Source organism: Flammeovirga aprica JL-4, assembly GCF_012844305.1.
Classification (GTDB): domain Bacteria; phylum Bacteroidota; class Bacteroidia; order Cytophagales; family Flammeovirgaceae; genus Flammeovirga; species Flammeovirga aprica.
Genome location: NZ_JABANE010000027.1, coordinates 57,344 through 79,942, shown reverse-complemented (window position 1 = coordinate 79,942; position 22,599 = coordinate 57,344). Strand labels below are relative to the sequence as shown.

The 22,599-nt window shown below is 36.8% G+C and carries 16 protein-coding genes; 1 reads left to right on the top strand and 15 read right to left on the bottom strand.

Annotation, left to right across the window (positions count from 1 at the left end; genetic code table 11):
* Positions 1–88: 88 nt before the first annotated feature.
* The 15 genes from HHU12_RS12075 to HHU12_RS12005 form a co-directional block, all read right to left on the bottom strand.
* Complete coding sequence (locus HHU12_RS12075; RefSeq protein WP_169656997.1) at positions 89–997, bottom strand: helix-turn-helix domain-containing protein; 909 nt, start codon at positions 995–997, stop codon at positions 89–91.
* Positions 998–1,002: 5 nt separating this feature from the next.
* Positions 1,003–1,665 carry a Rossmann-fold NAD(P)-binding domain-containing protein gene (locus HHU12_RS12070; protein WP_169656996.1) on the bottom strand — a complete coding sequence of 221 codons (663 nt, stop codon included), beginning with the start codon at positions 1,663–1,665 and terminating at the stop codon, positions 1,003–1,005.
* Positions 1,666–1,881: 216 nt separating this feature from the next.
* A complete protein-coding gene (locus tag HHU12_RS12065; protein WP_205959869.1) occupies positions 1,882–2,394 on the bottom strand; it encodes an O-acetyl-ADP-ribose deacetylase in 513 nt (170 codons plus the stop codon).
* A gap of 101 nt (positions 2,395–2,495) precedes the next feature.
* Entirely contained in the window at positions 2,496–2,705 is a 210-nt protein-coding gene (locus HHU12_RS12060; RefSeq protein WP_169656995.1) for a hypothetical protein, read from the bottom strand.
* Positions 2,698–3,111 (bottom strand): hypothetical protein, encoded by a 414-nt coding sequence (locus HHU12_RS12055; protein WP_169656994.1) that lies wholly within the window; start codon positions 3,109–3,111, stop codon positions 2,698–2,700. The genes HHU12_RS12060 and HHU12_RS12055 overlap by 8 nt, the downstream gene beginning before the upstream one ends.
* Before the next feature lie 239 nt (positions 3,112–3,350).
* Positions 3,351–3,914, bottom strand: a complete 564-nt coding sequence (locus tag HHU12_RS12050) for a metallophosphoesterase family protein (RefSeq protein WP_169656993.1) — start codon at positions 3,912–3,914, stop codon at positions 3,351–3,353.
* Between the two features lie 316 nt (positions 3,915–4,230).
* A complete protein-coding gene (locus HHU12_RS12045; protein WP_205959868.1) occupies positions 4,231–4,665 on the bottom strand; it encodes a hypothetical protein in 435 nt (144 codons plus the stop codon).
* A gap of 725 nt (positions 4,666–5,390) precedes the next feature.
* A complete protein-coding gene (locus tag HHU12_RS12040; protein ID WP_169656992.1) occupies positions 5,391–6,452 on the bottom strand; it encodes an alpha/beta hydrolase family protein in 1,062 nt (353 codons plus the stop codon).
* A 766-nt stretch (positions 6,453–7,218) separates the two neighbouring features.
* Entirely contained in the window at positions 7,219–9,876 is a 2,658-nt protein-coding gene (locus HHU12_RS12035; RefSeq protein WP_169656991.1) for a glycoside hydrolase family 3 N-terminal domain-containing protein, read from the bottom strand.
* Positions 9,877–10,001: 125 nt separating this feature from the next.
* Entirely contained in the window at positions 10,002–12,353 is a 2,352-nt protein-coding gene (locus HHU12_RS12030; protein ID WP_169656990.1) for a GH92 family glycosyl hydrolase, read from the bottom strand.
* Between the two features lie 6 nt (positions 12,354–12,359).
* A complete protein-coding gene (locus tag HHU12_RS12025; protein WP_205959867.1) occupies positions 12,360–13,712 on the bottom strand; it encodes a GH36-type glycosyl hydrolase domain-containing protein in 1,353 nt (450 codons plus the stop codon).
* Between the two features lie 70 nt (positions 13,713–13,782).
* Complete coding sequence (locus HHU12_RS12020; protein WP_169656989.1) at positions 13,783–15,123, bottom strand: sugar porter family MFS transporter; 1,341 nt, start codon at positions 15,121–15,123, stop codon at positions 13,783–13,785.
* Between the two features lie 4 nt (positions 15,124–15,127).
* The gene (locus tag HHU12_RS12015; RefSeq protein WP_169656988.1) at positions 15,128–16,897 is read right to left on the bottom strand and encodes a class I mannose-6-phosphate isomerase; all 1,770 of its coding nucleotides are present in this window, start codon (positions 16,895–16,897) and stop codon (positions 15,128–15,130) included.
* 290 nt (positions 16,898–17,187) lie between these two features.
* A complete protein-coding gene (locus tag HHU12_RS12010) occupies positions 17,188–18,099 on the bottom strand; it encodes an ROK family protein (RefSeq protein WP_169656987.1) in 912 nt (303 codons plus the stop codon).
* 114 nt (positions 18,100–18,213) lie between these two features.
* A complete protein-coding gene (locus HHU12_RS12005; RefSeq protein ID WP_169656986.1) occupies positions 18,214–18,942 on the bottom strand; it encodes a GntR family transcriptional regulator in 729 nt (242 codons plus the stop codon).
* A gap of 338 nt (positions 18,943–19,280) precedes the next feature.
* Here HHU12_RS12005 and HHU12_RS35815 point away from each other — a divergent pair, with 338 nt between their 5' ends.
* Positions 19,281–22,553, top strand: a complete 3,273-nt coding sequence (locus HHU12_RS35815) for an AsmA family protein (protein WP_169656985.1) — start codon at positions 19,281–19,283, stop codon at positions 22,551–22,553.
* Positions 22,554–22,599: the final 46 nt, after the last annotated feature.

The following is a 22,599-nucleotide window of genomic DNA, read 5'->3' as shown; positions in this document are numbered from 1 at the left end:
AGTAGCTTGAAAAAATATCGTTCTGTAGAGCCACCATAAAAACCACTTTGCAGACTACAATAAGAAGCTTTTTCATCTATTTTTAGATTCAACTCATCGAGCGGTATTCAGCCGGACTCAGCCCTGTTTTCTTTTTAAATAACCTACTGAAATGTTGAGGATATTCAAATCCAAGATTGTACGCAATTCGACCTATAGGTTCTGCAGAGCCTAACAGTTTTGTTTTGGCTTTGTCTAGAACATATTTAAGAATATGTTCTTTAGCACCTTTTCCAGTCTCTTTTTTCAGTAAGTCACTTAAATAATTGGCAGACATATTCATTTCTGCTCCACAATATTTTACAGAAGGAATACCTGATGTGAGCTGCATCTCTGATTCATAATACGCTTTGAGTATGAGTTCAAACTTGGTGACAAAATCTTGATTGAGGTTGGTTCGGGTATAAAATTGCCGATCATAATAACGCATACAATAATCCAACAGTAACTCGATGTTTGACACAATCAGTTTTTGACTGTGTTTGTCAAGGTTTTGATTTATTTCTGTCTGAATTTTACTAACTAATTCTTGAATGGAAAGACGTTCTTTTTCGGAAACATGAAGCCCTTCATTGACATCATAATCGAAAAAGGTATAGTTTTCAATACTCATACCCAAGGGAGACTTTCGGATTAGATCGGGATGAAATAATAAAGTCCACCCTCCTTCGGGGGCTACATTTTTTTCATGACTTCCAACAATCAATACCTGATCAGGTTTAGTAAACACTAACGATCCTTCTTCAAAGTCATAAGAATTTCGACCATACCCTTTAAAGCCACTTTTAGTATTCTTGAAACTTACCTGATATAAATTGAGTTGTACCTTTACTGGTTCTATCATTTCTGTATTCCCATAGCTATGGTGCTCAAAAACAGACACCAAAGGATGTTCTGGTTGTGACAGTCCGAACTTTTGGTGCAATGCTGATATGGTATTAAATTCAAGAGTTTCCATATTAACTATGCGTTTGCCAGTTCATTTAAATCTTTATTATAAAGATATTTCTTTTCTCTAGGATGCAATACAGAACTGATCATGGCCTGACCAAAACGAGTGGTTGTTGTAATATTGGAAGATCTTTTAAATAATGGGTATAATGGTTTTGTCAGCATATAAAAAGTGTTATACCACTTGGTTTTGGACTGAATTCCTTTTTCTGGAAGAATTGTACCTAACCGTACGGCATAAGCATCTTTGAACCCTTTATTCAATACGGCATTTTCAGTTTTACCCTTCACTCTTGCCCACATAGTATTTCCTTTTTCACTACTGTCGGTTCTGATCCCTGAAACATAGTTGAATACCATATTTGGATTTACATCATATAGAGTGTCAACAAATGCTTTGGTAATATCATAAGTGATATGAGTGTAAGTTTCTTCACTTAATCCTAGCGCTGAAATACCCATGCAGTAGAAACATGCATCATATCCAATGAGTTGATCTTTGACTGTTGCAATTTGATGAAGGTCATTCAATAGAATTTCCTTCAGTTTTGGATGTGTCATATTGATCGAAGTACGATTGACGACTAGCACCTCATCGACCCTCGAGCTTTCCAAACACTCCAGTAACGTTCCTTTGCCCACCATTCCGGTAGATCCTGTGATAATAACTTTCATGATTTATACTTTTTTAGTCATGCTCTTGACCATGTTCATAATTTGTTTATCAAATATTCTATCGCTAAACCATTTCCTGAAAAACAATACCTGATAAAACAAATTTACAAACAGTAAAACCCGATTGGATATACATATTGAAGGGATAAAGAAACATTCTGCAGAAAAGAAAAAAACTAATTATCAATGTGTTGATATTTGTAACTGTATTACTGTCTACAGCTTTTCTTCTAAGTTTTTATAGATCTTATAATTCTCTTCATCAAAACAAACAAAAACTACTTTCTCTATTTTCTCACTATTCCACTTATTGACAGTTTCTAAAGCGATTTGAGCAGCTTTATCCTTTGGGAATTTATAAATGCCTGTGCTAATATTTGGAAAAGCAATACTTTTTAGATCTTCCTTTTCTGCTAACCTCAAACTGTTCTCATAACACATTTGCAACTTTAATTCTTCATTTGAATTTCCTGAGTTCCAACGTGGCCCTACAGTATGAATTACTTTTTTAGAAGGCAACTTACCAGAATTAGTTATTACGGCTTCTCCTACTTTACAACCACCTTGGCGGTTTCTTATTTTCATACAATCTTCTAAGATCTCTTTCCCTCCTTTTCTGTGAATAGCTCCATCTACTCCACCGCCACCCAATAAAGATGTATTCGCAGCATTGACTATCACATCTATTTCTATTGCAGTTATATCTCCTTTTACAATTTCTATTTCCATAATTATTTCTTCTTTTCTAAATATAAATTCTTGTTAGAACTAACTATCCTCTCTATGCTGAATTTAATATCTACATAAGTAGCTTGCTTTACTAGTCATTGCTATAATTTGATGGCTTCAATGGAGAGTAAATTTTTTGACATAAAACCTAAGATTGGGAATTTATCTGCATTTTTTGTTTTCTCAATCCTTGTGTGAATTTCTTCATCAAAGTAAGTTTCAATTTCTTCAATACTTTTCAGATAGGCATACCCATCAACATCAAAAATATTATTCAGTTCAATATTTCCAAGCAGATGAGTATTAATCACAAACTTCAGATTGCATTTTCTTCTCTTCGGTAAACCTAAAAGTAAATTCAAAAACCAAAGGCTCTACCTCCTTTCTATCTTCATAAAACTGAATATTATTTATACCATCTTCACATGTCAACCCCTCTTTATATTGCATTTTACTACAATAAAAAACACTTGTAGGAAAAGCATCTACACTAGGTTTAACACCTAAAACATCATCAAAAGTAATGATCAAAGTGTCACCTGCCGCAATATCTCGATCACAAACTGATTCTGAAATGATCCAATCATCTGTGTCATTAATGTAGAATACAATGGCTTTTGTTGGATAATTTCCATCCCCCACACAATCTTGACATCCCTCTTTACATGATGAAAATAAAAGGAGCAACAAGCCATAAAATAGGATACTTTTATTCATTAGTCTTGAAAAGTTTATATAAATTTTCCTCGTTTCCATAGTTGCTTATAACATTTAATTTAAATGTGTTTTAATGCATTTTAAATAGTATTACCTAGCCTTTTGCTTTAAATCAACTTTAATATCTATGGGTCATACTTATGCAAAACACTGTTCATAGAGATAGATGACATCTAACTTACCTCTAGGAACAGTGATTGGTTTTAGGTTAAATTAAACCCAAATATTATGAGGCATTTTTATCTATTTTCCTTTTCAAATGGCGGTTTCCAGCTTTTAGTTTTCATAATTGCTTTAACCTCCTCATACGATAGCGGATAAAAATTATGACAATCAACTCCAATGTCAAATGAAAGTGAAGTTGGATCATCAGATAATGTTCCATGAGAATGGCCATACAAGTGATATGTACCCCAATGCGAAGCGTTCCACTCTCTCATAGCATAATGAAAGAGGACTATTAATTGTTCGCCTCTCTCGAATTCATCATCTTTAATGGTGAGCTCATAATAATCTTTTATCCATTCAAATCTTGAGTGACAAGATTGGGCTGATTTTTCGTGATTTCCATTAATCAGATAAATTTTCCCATTTAGTCTGTCAAGAATTTTCCTTAGTTTTCCTGAAGAAGAAAGTCCAACATCACCTAAGTGATAAACTTCATCTTCTGGATTTACTTTCTCATTCCATCTTTGGATTAATATTTCATCCATTTCATGAACATCTTTAAAAGGACGTTCAGAAAATTTGATTATATTTTTATGTCCAAAGTGGTGGTCTGATGTAAAAAATATTTTACTCATTTTACTGTATTAATTTAAATGATTTGCTTTCACTCTTTTCGATTGCTTGAATTCTAAATTCAACTTTGGACGCTAAGGATTACATTTTACTGTTTTTAAAAGTTCTCATAATACTGATTAATTTTTTCAAATTTAGAGGTATCTATTGTAGTACTTAAAGATAGCATGATCAATAAACACTTGAACGGATACACTCCGTTTTTGACGTTTATCTGATATTGTAGCTAATTCTGTCTATGAATACTTAGGAGTCATTCTTTATTACTACGATTTAGCTTAGCTATACTGAGTTTCAATGAAATTTAGATTGAAGACATTAGTTTTTCTTGATTCCAAATCCTTTAGGTGCCATAAGTTCACCTGAATCATACATGTTTATGTAAATTGAAACAGTGTCCTTAGAGCCTTCCCAAGTCACTCTATAATTATCAAGCATAACTTTATCACCAAAAAGAGCCATATCACTTTTAATTGGGCAACAACTTCCAGCTCTATAATATGATATCGCTTCACCGTTAGGGCCAGTAAGAGCATTTAAATATCTTCTTTCATTTTTAGGTCCGCTACCTTCGCTACCAACCTCAATCGGTTTTTGGGGAGAGAATCCATAGGAAGGGTCTGAAGAAATTCCTGTAACCACGAAAGTGTTATCGTCTAACAATGTTTGTTTAGTATACTTGGATACGTTCTTGGTTGTGGAACAAGAGAAGAAGCCAAAAAAGATAAGAGTGATCAGTAATTTAGTTTTCATATTTGTTGTTTAGTTAATACTATCATGTCACATCACATTTTTTGTCACACAATAGCGTTCATCCATTAATAAAAAAATCCCTTACGCTTACACACCAAGAGTTTGCTCAATGTCAAAGTAAGTTTGCTTGCTGTTTTAGTTGTTCTGTAAGAGATGCTTGAATTTAAATAATTTATGCACAACACAAAATAAAACAAACATGAAATTTGTAATTCGTTTTCAATCCGAGGGTAAATGCAATTTCGTTTTGGAATAGATAATTAAAAAAACTGTATTGATATAAGTTTTACCCTTAAGCTCGCAGTGACACCTGATGGTAGACTCTACGAACTATTACATTATTAATCAACCTAGTTATTTGCTTTTAATTACTGCGACAAAAGTAAACGGGTATTTCGTAGACCCATAATTGAAATTATGGGCTTTTGGAAAGATAACTCATTGATCAACATTTGATTATAATATTTGACGTATTCGTATCTAAATAGATATAAAAACTGTAAATCCTTGAGACATATCAAGTTTATAATGAAAGTTGAAAAATGAAATAGCTTCCCATAAGCCCATGACTTCAAGTCATGGGCTGTTGATATTGACTCCGACAATACTGAAGTATTGCCTCCGTTTTCAACCTTCAAGACTTTAGTCTTGGTTAGGTTACTGTTTCACCTGCCCATAGTTTTAACTATGGTGCACGAAACACTCGATTACCTTTGTCTTGGTGCTTATATTTTGTTATCAATCCAGTTAAAAACTTCTTCTTTTACTTTTGGAGGGAAAGAATGCTGTCCATTATTTTCATCAAAGTAAATTACTTCTATGTTATTTTCAACTCCTTTCTCACTGTTGGTGGTCTTTGCTTGTGCAACCATTTTTTCTGTTGAGGCTACATGTCTTTTACTGTACTCAATCTGCATATCATTCCATTTACCATACTCACTTTTACCTCTTGTTAACAACATTGGTCGTGGTGAAATACTTGATAAATAGGCAACATCACCTCCTGCTTCTGCTAGTCCAGGGATAACGATAGCTGCAGGTGGTCGTTGGGCACTGTTTTGATCAAAGTAATCTAAAAACTCTACTAAACCACATGAAGAAACACCTAGTTTGACTCTTTCATCGTAGGCCATAAAGTATAATAAGGCAACACCTCCGCCTGAGTGACCGATTGCTCCAATTTTACTTTTGTCAACGCAATCCATAGTGTATAAAACATCTGTTGCTCTTGATAAATCGTAAGCCATTTTGCCTGGAACAGAACGTCCTTTCAGCAAAAGTTGTGCTCCCCAAAATTCAAATAGTTTCATATCTCTGTCGGCATTCACTTCTAGTGTGTCAGATTCATGTATTCTTCTTCTTTCTGCATGGTTTAATCGATCTGGACAAATTACAACATAGCCTCTGTCAAAGAGTTCTTTACCGTAATGCATATCTTCTTGTCCTGCAAGACCTGCCGTTTCAAGTTTTCCGATGTGTGAACTGCCACCGTCTTGATGAATGGCAATCATTGCTGGCAGTTTTTTATTTTCAGCTCCATTGGGGACAAAGAGATAAGCTTTGATTCTGTCCTCAGGTTCATCAAAAACACCTCCGGCAGGTTCACTCAGATAGCTAATTTTATACCTGGTTCCATTTTCTAGCTTTACCGTTTCTAAGGTATCGATTTGTAATTCAGGCTTTTCGGGCATAACCCCAAGCAAATCAATTAGTTTTTCGTTTTGTGTTTTTTCTTTAGAACAAGAAAAGAGCATTAGTCCAATGACAATTAGAAAAGTTTGTTTCATTTTCTTAAATATTTACGTTTGTATAGGCTATGATAATAACCTGCTTTCATTTCCACTTTGCACAATATTCATTTTGTACAACCTGTCACATTGTAGTTGTTTTTGTACAATAGTTTTGATTCATAATTAGTTATAACTCTTACACTAACCCACCAAATCTTTAGCTAAAATTCAATATAAGTTTGCTTGCTGTTTTAGTTTTTGTAAAAGTTGTGTGAATTTAATTAAATTATGCATAACACAAAACAACACAGATATTAAATTCGTATTTCATTTTCGATCTAAATAAGAAAATGGTTCTTATTGTGGGTCGTTAAGTGGTTTTTATAGTGGCTCGGTGGACGTTGCAATGCAACATCCCTACAAAACCTCTTTCAATCAATGCGATACTTAAATCGGAAAGATACCGCTATGTAGAGCCACAATGCCTTATGGTTCACGAACCATCATAAAACAAAACCTCAAGATAGGTTACCTTGAGGTTCTGTTTGATTTTCACATTTCATTTGAGCATCAAGCTACTCACCATATATCAAACTTATTCGATATTAACTTTTTTAAGCTAACATGTGTAGTGTTTGAACTAGAAGTCAGAGACTTCTTATGATCTGTCCAGCACAAATGACGCTATCGCTTAACATTTGCGCTAGGTAAGAATCAGAACCACTGGTGCGGATGTTAAGCGACAGCGTCATCCGTACCTAATGATCACTAGAAATCTCCTGATTTCTATAAAAGTTGTGTACGTTATATTACTGCTTCGTATTTATTTCACTTCAAAAGAAGTTTCCAATCGGATATCATCAGAAGCGGCACCGATCATTACTTTGAAAGTACCTTCTTCTACCACTCGTTTCATTTGTCTGTTCCACAAACTTAGATCGTCTGGCGTAAGAATGAACTCAATCGTTTTTTCCTGTCCTGCTTTGAGGTTTATTCTTTTAAATCCTCTAAGCTGCATTATTGGTGTGGCTACTGAACTCACTATATCTTGGATATAAAGTTGTGCGATTTCTGTACCGTCTACCGCTGAAGTGTTTTTTACTTTTACGCTCACCAAAAGGTTTTCGTCTTTTGTTATTTGAGTTTTTGCTAACGAAAGGTCTTTGTATTCAAATGAACTATAGTTAAGTCCGTGACCAAAGGCAAATAGTGGCGTGCTGGCTTCATCTACGTAATGATGAGATGATGACCTTTTGTGATTGTAATACAATGGAAGCTGTCCTTCACTTCTTGGGAAAGTGATTGGAAGTTTTGCAGAAGGATTTACTTTTCCTGTAAGGATATCTACAGTTCCCTGCCCGCTTAATTCACCAGCATACCATGTTTCCAAGATCGCTGTGGCTTGATTCACTTCTTCTGTCAGTACCATTGGGCGGCCATTTTGAAGTACCAACACTATTGGCGTTCCTGTTTCATGCACTGCATCAATCAATCCTTTATGGTAGGTGCTTAATCGCAAACTTACTTTATCAAGACCTTCACCAGATTCTTCCAAAGATTCTCCCACTACAATAACCGCTACATTTGATTCCGAAGCCACTTCAACAGCTTCTTCATACATAGAGAATTTACTGACTTCAAGGTCTGGCTTCACTTGCCAACGCAACCCGATTCCATTAGAACCTTCCAAACCTGCATGCTCAATTCTGATTTTGTATTGCTCCCCTTTTTCTAATCTGATCGTACGTGTTCGAGTGACATTCCATGACTCTTCATTCCAGCAGTCAATCAATAATTCATCTCCGAAGTACATTCTTCCTAAATCATCAGCGACCAAAGCGAAAGTATAATCACCTGAGTATTTCGGAACGATATAGCCTTCGTATTTCGTAGAGTAATTAGATGCACTAACACCTGCCGCAGGACTTAGGTTATGCCAATTTCTGATCAATTCAGATGTTACTTCTGTCACTACTGCTTCACCTGTTAGGTCAGGTGTATTAAAGAATTGTCTTGTCAATCCACCTTGCTTGTTATCCATTGATACTAAAACTTCTGGATCAATATGTTCAAACGCATTGGCAGGTAATTTTGGATTCACGTAGGTCACATCGTAATTTGTATTTTGAAAGGCTTCTACAATGGATACTCCTTCTACTTCTTTTGGAGAATAACCTCCTAAATTCACTTCATCAGCCATTTTACCAAGTACTGCAACCTTCTTAATGTTCTCTGAAAAAGGTAAGATCTGCTTGTTGTTTTGCAATAATACAATGGATTTGTGCGCTGACTCTAAGGCTAATTCTTGGTGCTCTTGAGTATGATAACGTTGTTCTTTTAATGAAGGGTCGATGTATGGATTTTCAAATAAGCCTAATCGGAATTTCACATACAATACACTTGATACTGCTCTATCAATATCTTCCATACTTAGTGTTTTCTCTTCCAAAGCTTCTTTAATGGAAGTTTCAAATACTTCATGTGAGTAATCATAGAACTGCATATCCAAACCAGCTCTAATAGAATTGGCGATGGCATCTTTTGGAGTGGCAGCAGTGAAGTGACTGTTTTGTTGCTTAGCAATGGCACCTAAATCTGAAATCACCATTCCTTTAAAACCCCATTCTTCCCTTAATAAATCTTTTAATAACCACTCATCAGCGGCCGCCGGAATACCATCCCATTCATGGTAAGCCGCCATGGCTCCTAATGCTTCAGCTTCCGTAAATGCTTTTTCAAAAACATATAAGAAGTTCGTTCTTGCTTCTCTTTCGCCAATGTAAACAGGGGAAGTGTTGCTTCCGCCTTCAGGAATACTATGTACACCAAAGTGTTTTGGCTCTGCTACAATCGCATCGTCTTTTGTAAGATCATTGCCCTGCATACCTTGGATAATGGCAACTCCATTTCTTGCTGCTAAATAAGGATCTTCTCCATAGGTTTCCTGCACCCTGCCCCAACGTGGCTCTCTACCAATACCCAATACCGGTGAAAGGACCATATGTACACCTACTGATCTTGTTTCTCTACCAACAGCATGACCGATTTTCTCCATTAATTCGACATCCCACATACTGCCCATTCCGATTGGTACAGGAAAAGCTGTTGATTTTTTACCTTGGTAACCGTGCAATGCTTCTTCAATAAAAAGCACTGGAATACCTAAACGAGTTTCTTCTACAAAATACTTTTGGACTTTATTGGATAAAGCTGCGTTTTCAGGATAATAATCATGGATGGACCCCACGCTTTTATCCCCTAGTATTTGTTTTACTTTCTCTACTTCCAATATCCCCTCTTTGGTGAGGTCTCCACCGGAATACATATCCAATTGCTGGATTTTTTCTTCTAATGTCATTCTTGACACTAAATCTTTCACCCTTGTTTCTATGGGTAAGTTTGCCTTTTTATAGTCTGGCTTTTTATCCGTTACTCCCGCTGATATAAAGAATAGGGATAGACATAAAATTAGGTTTTTCATTTCAATTGAGTCGTTGTTTAATCAATCGTATTATTTATTTTAATTGGTAAAAAAGGGTTCTTGTTGTGGTCTGTGTGGACGTTGCAATGCAACATCCCTACAGACCACAACACAAACCATTTCTATTATTGCACCAATTCCTTATTCGGTTTATCTGAAGATTTAATTTCCAGTACACCTCCTTCAGTTACCTCATTCCATGGAAGGAAAACGGTCTTTAAATCCTTCTTATTCCATTTTGCAGATTTGATATAATGATCATTTGATACATCTCCTTTTGTGATAATTTTCAATTCCTTCCCTTTATAAAAATCAGGATGCAACTGAATATTAATTTCGGAAAATTGAGGCAATACCATCTGTAATGTTGGATCAGCAGCAGTACCACCTTGTACATCAAATAGACCTATACCTGCCAATACATACCATGCCCCTAATTGTCCTTGGTCTTCATCCTGACCATAACCGTAACCGTGGGTTTCATCGGTACCATAGAAGACATCACAAATTTCTCTTACCCAATATTGTGATTTCCATGGTTCGGAGGTAAAATTATACATCCATGAAATTTGCAAAGAGGGTTGATTACCGTGGTTGTATACATTTTCCAATCCGGCAAATGCATTGACTTCTTCGCCTCCTCCAAACTTTGTAATAGCTGCTGTTTCAAAGACTCCATCCAATCGATCTACGAATTCTTGAGGACCGATTTTTTGCATCAGGCCTTGAGGATCATGAGGGACATAGAAGGTATATTGCCAAGCGTTGCCTTCTTGAAAACCGGTCCATACTTTCTTTGGATCAAATTCTTCAATAAAGTCTCCGTTCGGTAATTTAGGGCGGATAAAACCGGTACTTGGGTCAAATAATTTTTCCCATCCTTTAGAGTACTCCATAAACATTTTATAGTCTTCTTCTTTCTCTAATGCTTTAGCCATTTGTGCGGCCGCATAAGCTGAAAAGCTGTATTCCAAAGTGTGTGAAGCGGAGAACTGAGATCCGTTGGCATCACTTGCTGAGTAATATTCTGAATTGGAAGTTAAAGGCACGTATCCTTTTTCAGTCCAAATTTTGGTATCTGCTTTACCGGCTCCCAACGGACGGTTCATCCATCCCAATTCATTTTTATAAACGGCCTGATAAGCTGTTTCAACATCGTAATTTTGAATGCCTCTATTGTAAGCTGAGGCAACCACCAAGCCCATATAATTGGTACCTACTCCTGATACATATTTATTGGCCGCTACTCCATCAGCAAGCCATCCACCGTCTTTGTAGATGTCCAACTGACATTGTATAAACTCATTGTAATAGTCTGGATAAGCCAATGCCCAAAGCTGTGTAAGGTTCCAGAATGCACCCCAAACGGCATCTGTATTGTAGTGATTGTAGTTTGGAATTCCATTTTTATCTGAAGGAATATAACCAATGCCACCATGAATTGCAGGATAAGCACCGTTTACATCATTGGTCAGTCCTCTACCCAACAAGGCATGATAAAGTCCTGTATAGAATTTTGTTTGATGTGCTTCACTGCCTCCTTTCGCATCAATTCTGCCCAGCATTTCAGACCACTTGTTTTGTGCTTCTTGTTTTGCTTGATCAAAATTGAGATCTAATGCTTCAGTAGCTAAATTCAATTTTGCATGTTCAATAGAAGTATAAGAAAGTCCTATTTTTACTTCAATACTTTTTCCTTTCAGATCTTCAAACTGTAAAGCCAAACCAGCACCTTTGCCCAAGGCCGCTTCTTTTCCTAAGTGAATATCATTTTTATGAAATGCATCTACTTTAGAAGGGGTTTCAGAAAGTTCAGCTACAAAATACATCTTGACATTGCTACCTTGCTGATAGTATTTTACATAGCCAGGGTGAGTGATCACAAAACCTTCTATGGTCCTTTCTCCCACTCGTTGTACTGCCGCATCCATCACTTCTCCGCTTTCCCCTTGTTTGTTTCCGATATCAAAAAGAATGCGTCCTTCTGTATCTTCTAAAAAGGTATAACGATGAAAAGCTACACGTGGAGTCGATGTCAATTCTGCTTTTACATTATATTTATCTAAAAGCACTGAGTAATAACCGGGCTGTGCAAATTCATTTTCTTTTTGGAAAGGAGAACGATACCCACTTTCAGTATCTTCCAGTTTACCCGGAGTTGTTTTCAATGGTCCTGTGGTAGGCATCAATGCAATACCTCCCACTTGAAACTCATGGAAATTGACAAAACCCTCAATCGAACTGTGGGTACCGTCATAACCTACTGCTTCCCATCCCCACTCGTTGCCGTCTTGACCGTTGGTGGATGGGGCCGGTTTTGCCATACCAAAAGGCTGAGCCGCTGGCGTATAAAAAAACCATCGAGAATGCACTGTCCCAATATTAGGATCAACCCACTCCAATGGTGTTTTCTGTGCCATCCCTTTAAAAGAGACAGCACAGAAAGTAATAAGCATTAATAGACTATTCGCTTTCATTATTGATTACTTTTCAATGTTTTCAAAAGCATCGATAGCATCTAAAAGGACACCTGCAGAACCTCTGAACATACCTGATCCATTCGGTTTATTGTCTTTCGTATACCACTCAAAGAAGCCTTTATTTTTGATGACTCTATCGAACATTGGCTGTGCTTGTTCCCATGCTTCCTGCTCAAATCCGTTATCGATTAATGCCGTAATCATTCTTGCTCCAAACCATGTCCAGTCACCTCCATTTTGATAGCCGTAAGGATGCATACCTTCATTTTTAAAAGTGCCTTCAGGGTAAACAGGGTATAACGTCAAACCGATAGAAGGTGCTCCTGATTCTTTTACATTTTGGATCATTTTATCCAATTGTGATTTAATCTGTGCTTTCGTTAAGAAACCTGCTTGGATTGCAACAGCTGTGCCACCATGATAGAATACTTCTTCCTCATCAAAATCTGCTGGGAATGGTGAGTCTGTGATGTATAAATGCGGATGATATTTCTGACGTTTTTCATCCCAAAGGTGCTTAGCAACATTGGCTGTAATATCATCTCTTACTTTCGTCCATTTTGCTTGATCAATCTTGTCTCCACCCATTTCAATCAGATTATTTAATGCGATGACGAACATGGCATTGTCATAAATATCAATGGTAAGGTGTGAGTTTTCATCTAACGCTACTCCCCAATCGTGTTCAGGCTGTACATCTCCCCAATCGGCAGTAGTAGCACCCCAAAGCAATTGGTAATCTTCATCAAAACGTTCGTTTAATAAAAACTGCATGGATTCCTCCAAACGTTTTGCTACTGTTTTGCCTACAACTACTTCGTCTAAAATTGCCACATCACCAGTGGCTTTGATGTAATTATAAACGGTTTGTACAAGGGAAGTTTCCTGGTCCGTTTCTACCGTATTTTTATGATAAGCTAAAGTAGGTTTGTGTTCACTTTGCGTATAGTAATTGGAGTTAAATTCTCCTTTGATGGTCACAAAACCATCCGCTATATTTCCATCTTCTTCCTGAATGTAGAAAAAGTTCAATAAATTTTCTCTGATCAATTGATGATCTACAACTTTGGCCGATTGTGCTACAAAAGTATTGAAATCTCTAATCCAAACTTCCGCATAACCATCTCCGGCATTGAAACCTGACTTCATCAAGTTTAATCCCATTTTTTTGATTTCCGGCAGTTGTTGATCTTTTGCGATTTGATCTGATAATGTTTCTTTAGGCTGGCTTGAACATCCTATGGCTAAGGAAGCTAAACCTATTAGTAAATAATTCTTCATCGTTCTTCTATTTTGTGGTTGTAATGTGCGTTGTGGTTGACTGTATTGTTTGTTTTGGTCGGGTGACGATTTCATTCGTCATTAGAGTTAAATGTTTTTATTGAGCTACCCATTGGTATTTTCGGGTAGACATGTAGGTCTACCCCTACGAGGTCCATAATTTTTCAATTTCTTCTAGAGATTTTCCTTTGGTTTCAGGAATATGTTTGAAGATAAAGAAGACACATGGTATGCATATCAATCCAAAAATTAGGAAGGTTAATGTTGCTCCTCCACTTTCCAAGAGAATTGGAAAAACTTGTCCTACTACGGCGTTGGCTCCCCAAAGGATAAGGGTACTGATGGACATGGCTTTGGCTCTGTATTTTGTTGGGAACACTTCTGCCGCCACAACAAATTGTACAGGTCCAAGTGAAAAGGCATAACATGCAATAAATAAAAGAATACTTCCCACTACCCAAAGACCATTCGTAAGGTCAAGGAAGAATAATACACTTGTGGTCAGCAAGGCAATCGTAACGCCAATTGCTCCCATCATTAATAAAGGTTTTCTTCCCCAATTATCAATTTGTTTGATGGCTAAAAACGTGAACAAACAATTGATGATACCAATGGTTACTTGTCCTCCCAACGAATCTGAAATACTCAAACCAGCTTCTGCCAAGATAGACGGGCCATAATAGATAATGGCATTGATACCGCAAAGCTGTGAGAACATCATCAGGAAAATGGCAATGCCCATTGGCTTTTTAAGCCATCCGTTGAAAAGCGTACTTAAAGCTACTTTCTCTTTGTTATTATCAGGTGTTTCAAGGTCAATTACTAACTCTTTTGAAACTGCTCTTGCCTCTTCTATCTGTCCTTTGATCTGCAACCAGCGTGGGCTTTTCGGAACAAAAAACATTCCCACTAAAAACAATAGTGCCGGAAACAATTCTACAGCAAACATCCCTCTCCAATATTCGCTGACAATCAGTTCATGGGTTGCGCCATTGAAAGAAGTGGTGTTTAAAGCAATATCCTGTACAAGGTGATTAGAAAAATAAGCACCCAAAATACCCAGTGTGATGGTCAATTGATAGATGGTGACTAGTCTGCCTCTGTGTTTTTTGGGGGCAATTTCACTGATGTAAAGTGGTGCCACCATAGAAGCAAAACCGATAGCGATTCCACCCAAAATTCTATACACTACAAGGGTTTGAAAACTGTCTGATAATGCACAACCGATTGCCGATAATAAAAATAAAATAGCCGATGCAATCAAGATATTCTTTCTACCAAAACGGTCACTGCACCACCCCGATACACTTACTCCTAATATAGACCCCAATAAAGCTGAACTAACAAACCACCCCGTAAGGGCAGCTGTTAGCTCATATTGAGATTGTACAAAAGGAATAGTTCCTGATATTACAGCAGTATCAAAGCCGAATAACAGCCCTGCCAATGCCGCAATAAAAGTGACAATTATAACTTTTGCATTCATAGGCTTAGCATTCTTCTGATTTCACCCATGACTTGATTACTTTCACTCGCTCACCAGCAGTATTCACCAATTTATAGCTTCCACTTGCCGCCGGAATAACGAAAGTCTCTGCATAATTCACTTCAAAAGTGTTGTCATTGGTAATCACCGTAATGCTGTCTCCTTCCACCAAACTCATCACATGACACTGATCGTTTAATGCTACTTCAATCTCATGGTCAAACTCCAAACGATCCACCGCATAAAAATGATCTTTGTGTGTTGGAAGGTTGATGATTTGATGGCCTTCGCCTTCTTCAATTACTTTAGGATGAGAAATTAAATCCTGTTCTACTTTGTCTCCTTTACGGTCAAAATGCAAGTTTTCCATTCCTCTTTTGATGTTCATTGGTCTTGGTTTACCATCCAAATCAAGGCGTAACCAATCGTACATTTTGAAAGTAAAGATATATGGCGTAGCACTGATTTCAAGTACCATACCGTTAGTACCCGAACAGTGGATTGTACCATTTGGAATCAAGAATAAATCATGCTTCTTCGCAGGATGCACCTGTACATAATTTTCAATCTGAAGTTCTTTTGCATTCTCAAAACTATCCGTCAATGCCGCTTCAAATTCTTCTGGAACAATATCTTCCTGGAAACCTAAATACACTTTAGCATCTTCTTTGGCATCCAGCATATAATACGTTTCATCTTGCGTAAATGTATGACCGAAGTGTTCTTTCATATACTCCGGTCTTGGGTGGCATTGTACCGAAAGATTTCCTCCAGCAACAGTATCCAAGAAGTCAAAACGGATAGGGAAATCATACCCAAAACGCTCACTTGCTTCACCCAATACATTTTTATTATTATGGAACATCAAGAAGTCAAAAGATACCTCTAATAAATGTCCGTTGGCTTCGAATACGATACCATTTTCAGGCACGATCAACTCAAATGACCAAGCATAGTTTGGTACGTCTTGTGCCAGTCCGCCAATTTTTTCTTTGATCCACTGACCGCCCCAAGCACCTGGCTCAAACCAAGGACGCACTCTGAAGGCATTTTTCGACATATCTTCCAATCCTTTTCTAAACGTATCACCGTCAGTCCAAGTAATGGCATCACTTCTCTGCTCATCAATGATGTAATCGATTTTAGGAAGAATGTCTGCTTTTTGATGATTCAATACGATCCAATCCACAAAATACATTCTCTTGTACTGTGGTTTTGGAGCAATACTTTCTTTAGCACCTAAGTTTAAAACACCACCTGCTCTTGAGCGGAATTGAATCTCATTTTTAGGAACATCAATATATGCCAAAGCGGCATTCTCAACATTCAATAAAGAGGCTCCACAGCCGTAAATCACAGTCAATGCATCTTCTGACGCTTTAATCGCTTCTAGTTTTGATACATCAAAAAAGTCATTGATTTTACCTTCGAATAATTTACCGAAAATAGGATCATCACCTCCCAAGAATGGAGCGATCATCTCATCGATTTCCTCTTCTGATTTCAAAGCCGCATTGATATTTAAGAAACGGATTTTAGTCAATCCCTCCGCTTTAAATGCTTCTAATAATTCAGTAGTGACTGTTTCCCAATTCACCCCCACATATCCATCTAATAGAATACATGAATGTTGTTGAAATGCTTTAGCCAATGAGGTATACCCAATATTAATTGCCCCCTCTTTTAGTGTATGCGAAGGATAAATGTTGTACATCCCTTTCGATGGTTTTTCTACTGAGGATGGCATCAGGTATTGTTTCGTGTTTCTAGTCATTGTTTTATATTGATAATGGATTTTCTTAATGGATTTTTTTGAATAAAGAATTTATGCTAAGGATGTTCTAAGGACACAACTTCAGCACATTCTAAAATATGGTTAACTTTCAATCGGTATTTCTGCAAACTTTCAATGTTTTTCCCTTCAAGGCCGGGAGAGCACTACCAAATTAATAGGGTAGAAAGCCCCCTGGCGCGAATGTTAAGCGTTAGCGTCATTCGTGTCCTATAGATCATCAGAAATCTCCTGATTTCTAAACAACACAAATATTTAAAAACTTACTTAAGTTACAGTGTACCTTTATTCTTCATTTGTATTTTAGATTCTTTCTGGTAATGCAAAGCCGCACCAATCATTGCTGCCTTTTCAGTATGTGAGAATGCAATGATTTCTTCAATGTTCAATTCATTTTTAAGGGGCTTCACAAACTTGGAAAGCACATTAGTAATATTGCCACCAATCACCATTTTGGTAGGCTGAAAAGTCTCTTTCCATGGTTTTAAAGTAGCAGAAAGGTTGTTTCCAAACTCATCAAAAAGTTGCTTGGAAGTAATGTTATCCGCTTCAGAAACTTCTTTTACGCCTTTCACTTTTTTACCTTCTCTTTTCTCCCATTCTTTCACAAACCAACGGGTAGAAATATAGTCTTCAGCTATTCCTTCTTTGAAAGGCTGACAATACATCAAACCACCTTCAGGTACTCTGCTGTCTTCTGTCAACAATTGACCGTTCTCTACAAATCCAGATCCGTAGCCAGTACCTAGTGTCAAACCAATGACCTTTTCATTCTGGTAATTCTGCATACGAACAGCTCCTAAAATAAAGGCATCGGCATCATTTAAGAAGATGATTTTTGAAGGATCAGTGATAAAAGAATTATATTTATCAAACAGTACTAACCTAATGTTATATCCGAATAAATTTTCATATTTACCTAGGCCAGTGATTTCACAAATACCATTTTTGTAATCAAAAGGTCCGGGCATAGAAAGTGCAATTCCTTCAATCACTCCATCAAATTTTTCAATGGACTCACTTAAGGCACTTGTCCACTCTGTAATGATTTTCTCAGCCGAAGCATGACTATCTACTTTTACAGTGGAAGTTGTATTTTCTATGGTTTTTAAAGTCGTAAAATCCACAACACTACTTGTAATGTGACTTCCTCCTATATCTGCTGTTAGTATAAATTTTTTCATTTCTTCTTTGTAGAATTTGTTTAGTGGTCTAGTTTAAAGTCAGCTCCAAGCAATTCTTATTACTCGGAACTTGACTTATGGGTTATTAAAACTTGTCAATAGATATTTCTGTATCTATTTATTAATTTCAATCTGATACGTAAATCTATCGGCTCTATAATATCCATGGTTGATTTCCACCACTCTTCCCCCCGGATCAGAAACTACTCTTGATCGGAATAAAACGGGTGCTCCCACTTCAATCTTTAATAATGCAGCTAACTCTTTATCAGCAATCATGGCTGTCAGTTCTTCAGAAGATTTTGTCAAGACAATGTTGAATTTCTCCTCAATAATATCATATAAAGGCTGATCAAACTGTTCGTCTTCGCTGAAGCTTACTCTAGGGTGAAACCATGAAATAAAGTAGACGAAAGGATCGTTCTGATCACCTCTTAAACGAATTAAACGGTGCACTTCTTTACCTTCTTCTACATTCAATCTTTCAGCCGTGGAATGATCTGCATCTACAACGTCGTGCTTGACCATGTAATTTTTAAATGGAATCCCTTTCGCACTCATTTCCTGCGTGAAGCTATGCCATTCAGATAGTTTTGTGCCTATTTTCTTTTTAGCAACAGTAGTCCCTACACCTTTCTTTCGCTCCAATAATCCTTCTCCTACTAAAGTGTTAATTGCTTGCCTTACTGTGTTTCTCGAAACGCCCACACGGTTGCTGATGTCCACTTCTTTAGGAAAAAGTTTACCATTGTCGTATTCACCGGTGTCGATGAGTTTTCTTAATTCCTCTTCAATCTGCTTGTGAAAAGGTACTGATGAGGTATGGTTGATAAGTATATTCATAATTCATGTTCATATGTTTGAACATATCAAAACAAGTTAATAATTCTATTAATGTCAATAGGACACTTTAAGATTAGGCAATACTTCGTATTTGTTAACAGAATAAGAGAATTACAATTTCCAACTTCCCCCTCAAGGTATATGACTACTACTGAACATTTTAAGGTTTTATTTTAATAAGAGTAATATTTCTTTTTAGATAAATTAAGGCTTACGGCTTTTTTTTATATCTTTCTAAAAAATCTATTCTCTCATTTGATCGTATACATCGGATATTAGACATTTCTGAGTATTACATTAATCAATTCCTTTTTCCCTTAATAAAAATAGTATTGCAAGTGAAAGATCAAACACCAATTGGAAAGCAAATATTAAAATGGTCTGGTTATATCTTCTTAGGTATTGTGGGTATAATAATCCTTGGGGTTATTTTATTTTACGCCAATAGACAAACAATCAAAGAAAAAGTCATGGAAGCCGCCAATCAGGAACAGAATGGTGAACTTCAAATCGGGCAGATCGGTATTGCACCTTTTGAGGACTTCCCTAATTTTACTTTACAGCTTCAAGATATTGTTTATCATGAAAAGAAACCTGAAGTCAGAAAAGAAGACGCAAAGCCTATTGCCGCTTTGAGTAACTTTTATGTTTCTATAAACATAATGAAACTGATCAACGGTGATGTACATATTGGTGCTATCAAGTTAGAAGATGGAGAGGTAAACCTCCGTACTTATAAAGACAGTACGTTTAACCTTGTCAACGCCTTGGGCATCGACCTTTCTGATACTACTAAAGTAGAAGAACCGGCAGATACTACACAATCAGCTCCTCCTGCTTTTAATATTGCATTGGATGAACTGACATTGAAAAATATTAAAATCACCGCTTATAATGGAATGACCGAAGTGGGCGTGGGAATGCAGGTACATCAAATCACAACTTCCTTAGAATACAATGAAGATATCATTTCCAATCACTTATTATTTAATGTGGAACTGTTAGGTATTCTGAAAGAGAAAAAGATTCTCTGGCCTAATAAAAACTTGGAGTTTGTATCTGATTTAAGATTTGACAGAAAACGTAAATTCATTACCATAGACACTTGTGATGCTTTATTGGAAGGCGCCGCTTTTGCCCTTTCGGGAACAGTCGACATTCCGAACGAAATGTATTTGGATCTTGATATCCATGCTTCACAAAAAGACCTGAATATTATTAATCTTCTAGCCAATGGAAAGATTGATGTTGAAAAATTAAAATCAAATTACTCAAGTACATTAGACGGCCTTGAATTTGACGCTAAGGTAACTGGTAAATCGGCCTCTACACTTCCTAAAGTAGAAGCGAATGTAGAATTGAAAAAATTCACATTAAAGAGTTTAAAAACACCTTATGCTATCAATGATTTCAGCTTCAAGGCTTACCTCAATACAGGTGACTCTGCAGACTTTTCACAACTACAATTTGACTTGAGCAAGTTTGTGATTGAATCTACCAATGGTGATACAAGAGGTCAGCTTGCGGTTTCCAACGGTATTAAACAACCACATATTGACCTGCAATGGGAAGCTAATATGGGCTTGGATGATTTCAATGACTTGCTGACTGATTTGCCCATCGACAGCTTAGGCGGTAAGGTAGAATTCCAAGCAGATGTTACTTATGATATTGATATTGAAAAGAAGAAATTCTTAAACCTCAATCAAGCAGAACAGAAGATTGCACTGAAAGTGGATAACCTTCATTTCAAACATAAACCTACCGGAATGAAACCTCACAGCATGGGCGGTATTTTCTACATCTGGGACAATCACCTTGGGGTAAAAGATTTGAAAGGACAGTTGGATGGCAGTGATTTTAAATTCAATGGTAATATTGATAACCTACTGTTTTATGCATTGGGGATGAAAACTGATATTATTGCTGATGTGAAACTGGAATCAAAACATCTGATGGTAAAAGAGTTATTAGAATACTCCGATTCTATTGATTCTAGTTTGGCGGAAAACCTCCATGATATCAACATTGATTTCACATTAAAAACAACCTCTGAAGGTATCAGTAATTATAAGCTTTTACCTTACGGTACGCTTCAAATCAATGACCTCCAAACACACTTCGAAAACTTCCAGCCTGTTCACAGCGTCACAGGTTTGATGGGGATTACCAAAAAACACATTGGTGTAAAATATCTGAAAGGAAATATCGGGGAGAGTGATTTCAAATTCCAAGGCGGTTTTGAAAATTATGATGGATTGGTATACAAAGATTCAACAATTACTATCAAATCCGGTTTCAACATACAATCTAACTCCATGCGTGTAGTAGATTTCTTTACGTATGGTGATTCTCTATTGGTACCGAAGACATTCAAAAATGAAAAAATGAACAACTTCCAAATTGCTGGAGGTGTTGATGTGGTCAATCAAGAATTATTCTCTGGTAAGAAAATCCCTAACTTCCGTTTGTGGATGAAGGGTCTGAAATGGAGGTTGAGTATTTCACCTTTGCTATTCAGAAACTTCAAATTTGAATTGGTGAAAAATGATAACAATATCATGCTGAATGATTTCACAGGGAAAGTGGGGCAAAGTGATATGACTTTCAATGCTCAATTGTATAATATCACTGATTCTACTAAAAAGGATTTCCATGGCAAATTCCAAGTAGATGCCAAAATGATCAACTTCAATGAGCTATTGAAACTGACCTTGCCGGCTGAAAGTTATGAGGCATCATCTGCATCAAGAGCACAGCAGATTGAAGAAGAAGAACCTGTTGATCTTTTTGCTATCAAATACCCTAAACTGGAGTTGGACGTGAAAGTGGACCAAATGAAATTGATGGAAATGAACATCAAAAATTTCAAAGGACAAGTGACTACTTCACCGGATCAGACGATTGCTCTGAATGATGTACAAGTACGCTTGGGAGATATAGGAGGTTTAGAACTTTCGGGATTAGCCAACTTACAAGATCCTCAAAAAGTAATCATGGATGGAAAAGCGAAGCTTAAAAATGTGGACCTTTCTCAAGTAGATTTTGAGGTGGAATATGAAGGGGATAAAATCAATATCTCTGAAAACTTTGACGGTATTTTGAATTCAACAATGACCGCCAAAGCACATATTAATAATGACCTGACGATCGATATTGCTCAGACTTCAGCCGATATTGATATGACGCTATTGAATGGACGTGTGGTTGATTTTGCTCCATTAGAAGCAATGGCTACTTACTTTGGAAACAAGGATATGAACAACATCCGTTTTGATACTTTACAAAATAAATTCACAGTTGAAAATGGCGTTTTCTATATTCCACGTATGAGTATTGCTTCCACAATAGGTCAGATTTACATGTCGGGTGAACAACACTTGGATATGCAGATGGCATATATGGTAGAAGTACCTTTCCGACTCGTCCGCTCTGTCGCTTGGAATACACTAACCGGTGGCAAAAAGAAAAAAGACGATGAGCCTGATGAAATCCAACAGGATGAAGGTGGTAAATATGTAGCTGTAAGAATTGAGGGTACTGTGGATGATTACAATATCAAACTCGGTAAAGGAAAAAAAGACAAAAAGAAGGATAAGAAAGGGAAATAATTCTTAACTCTCACCTAAAAAAGTCCATCCTTAGTACACGAATAAG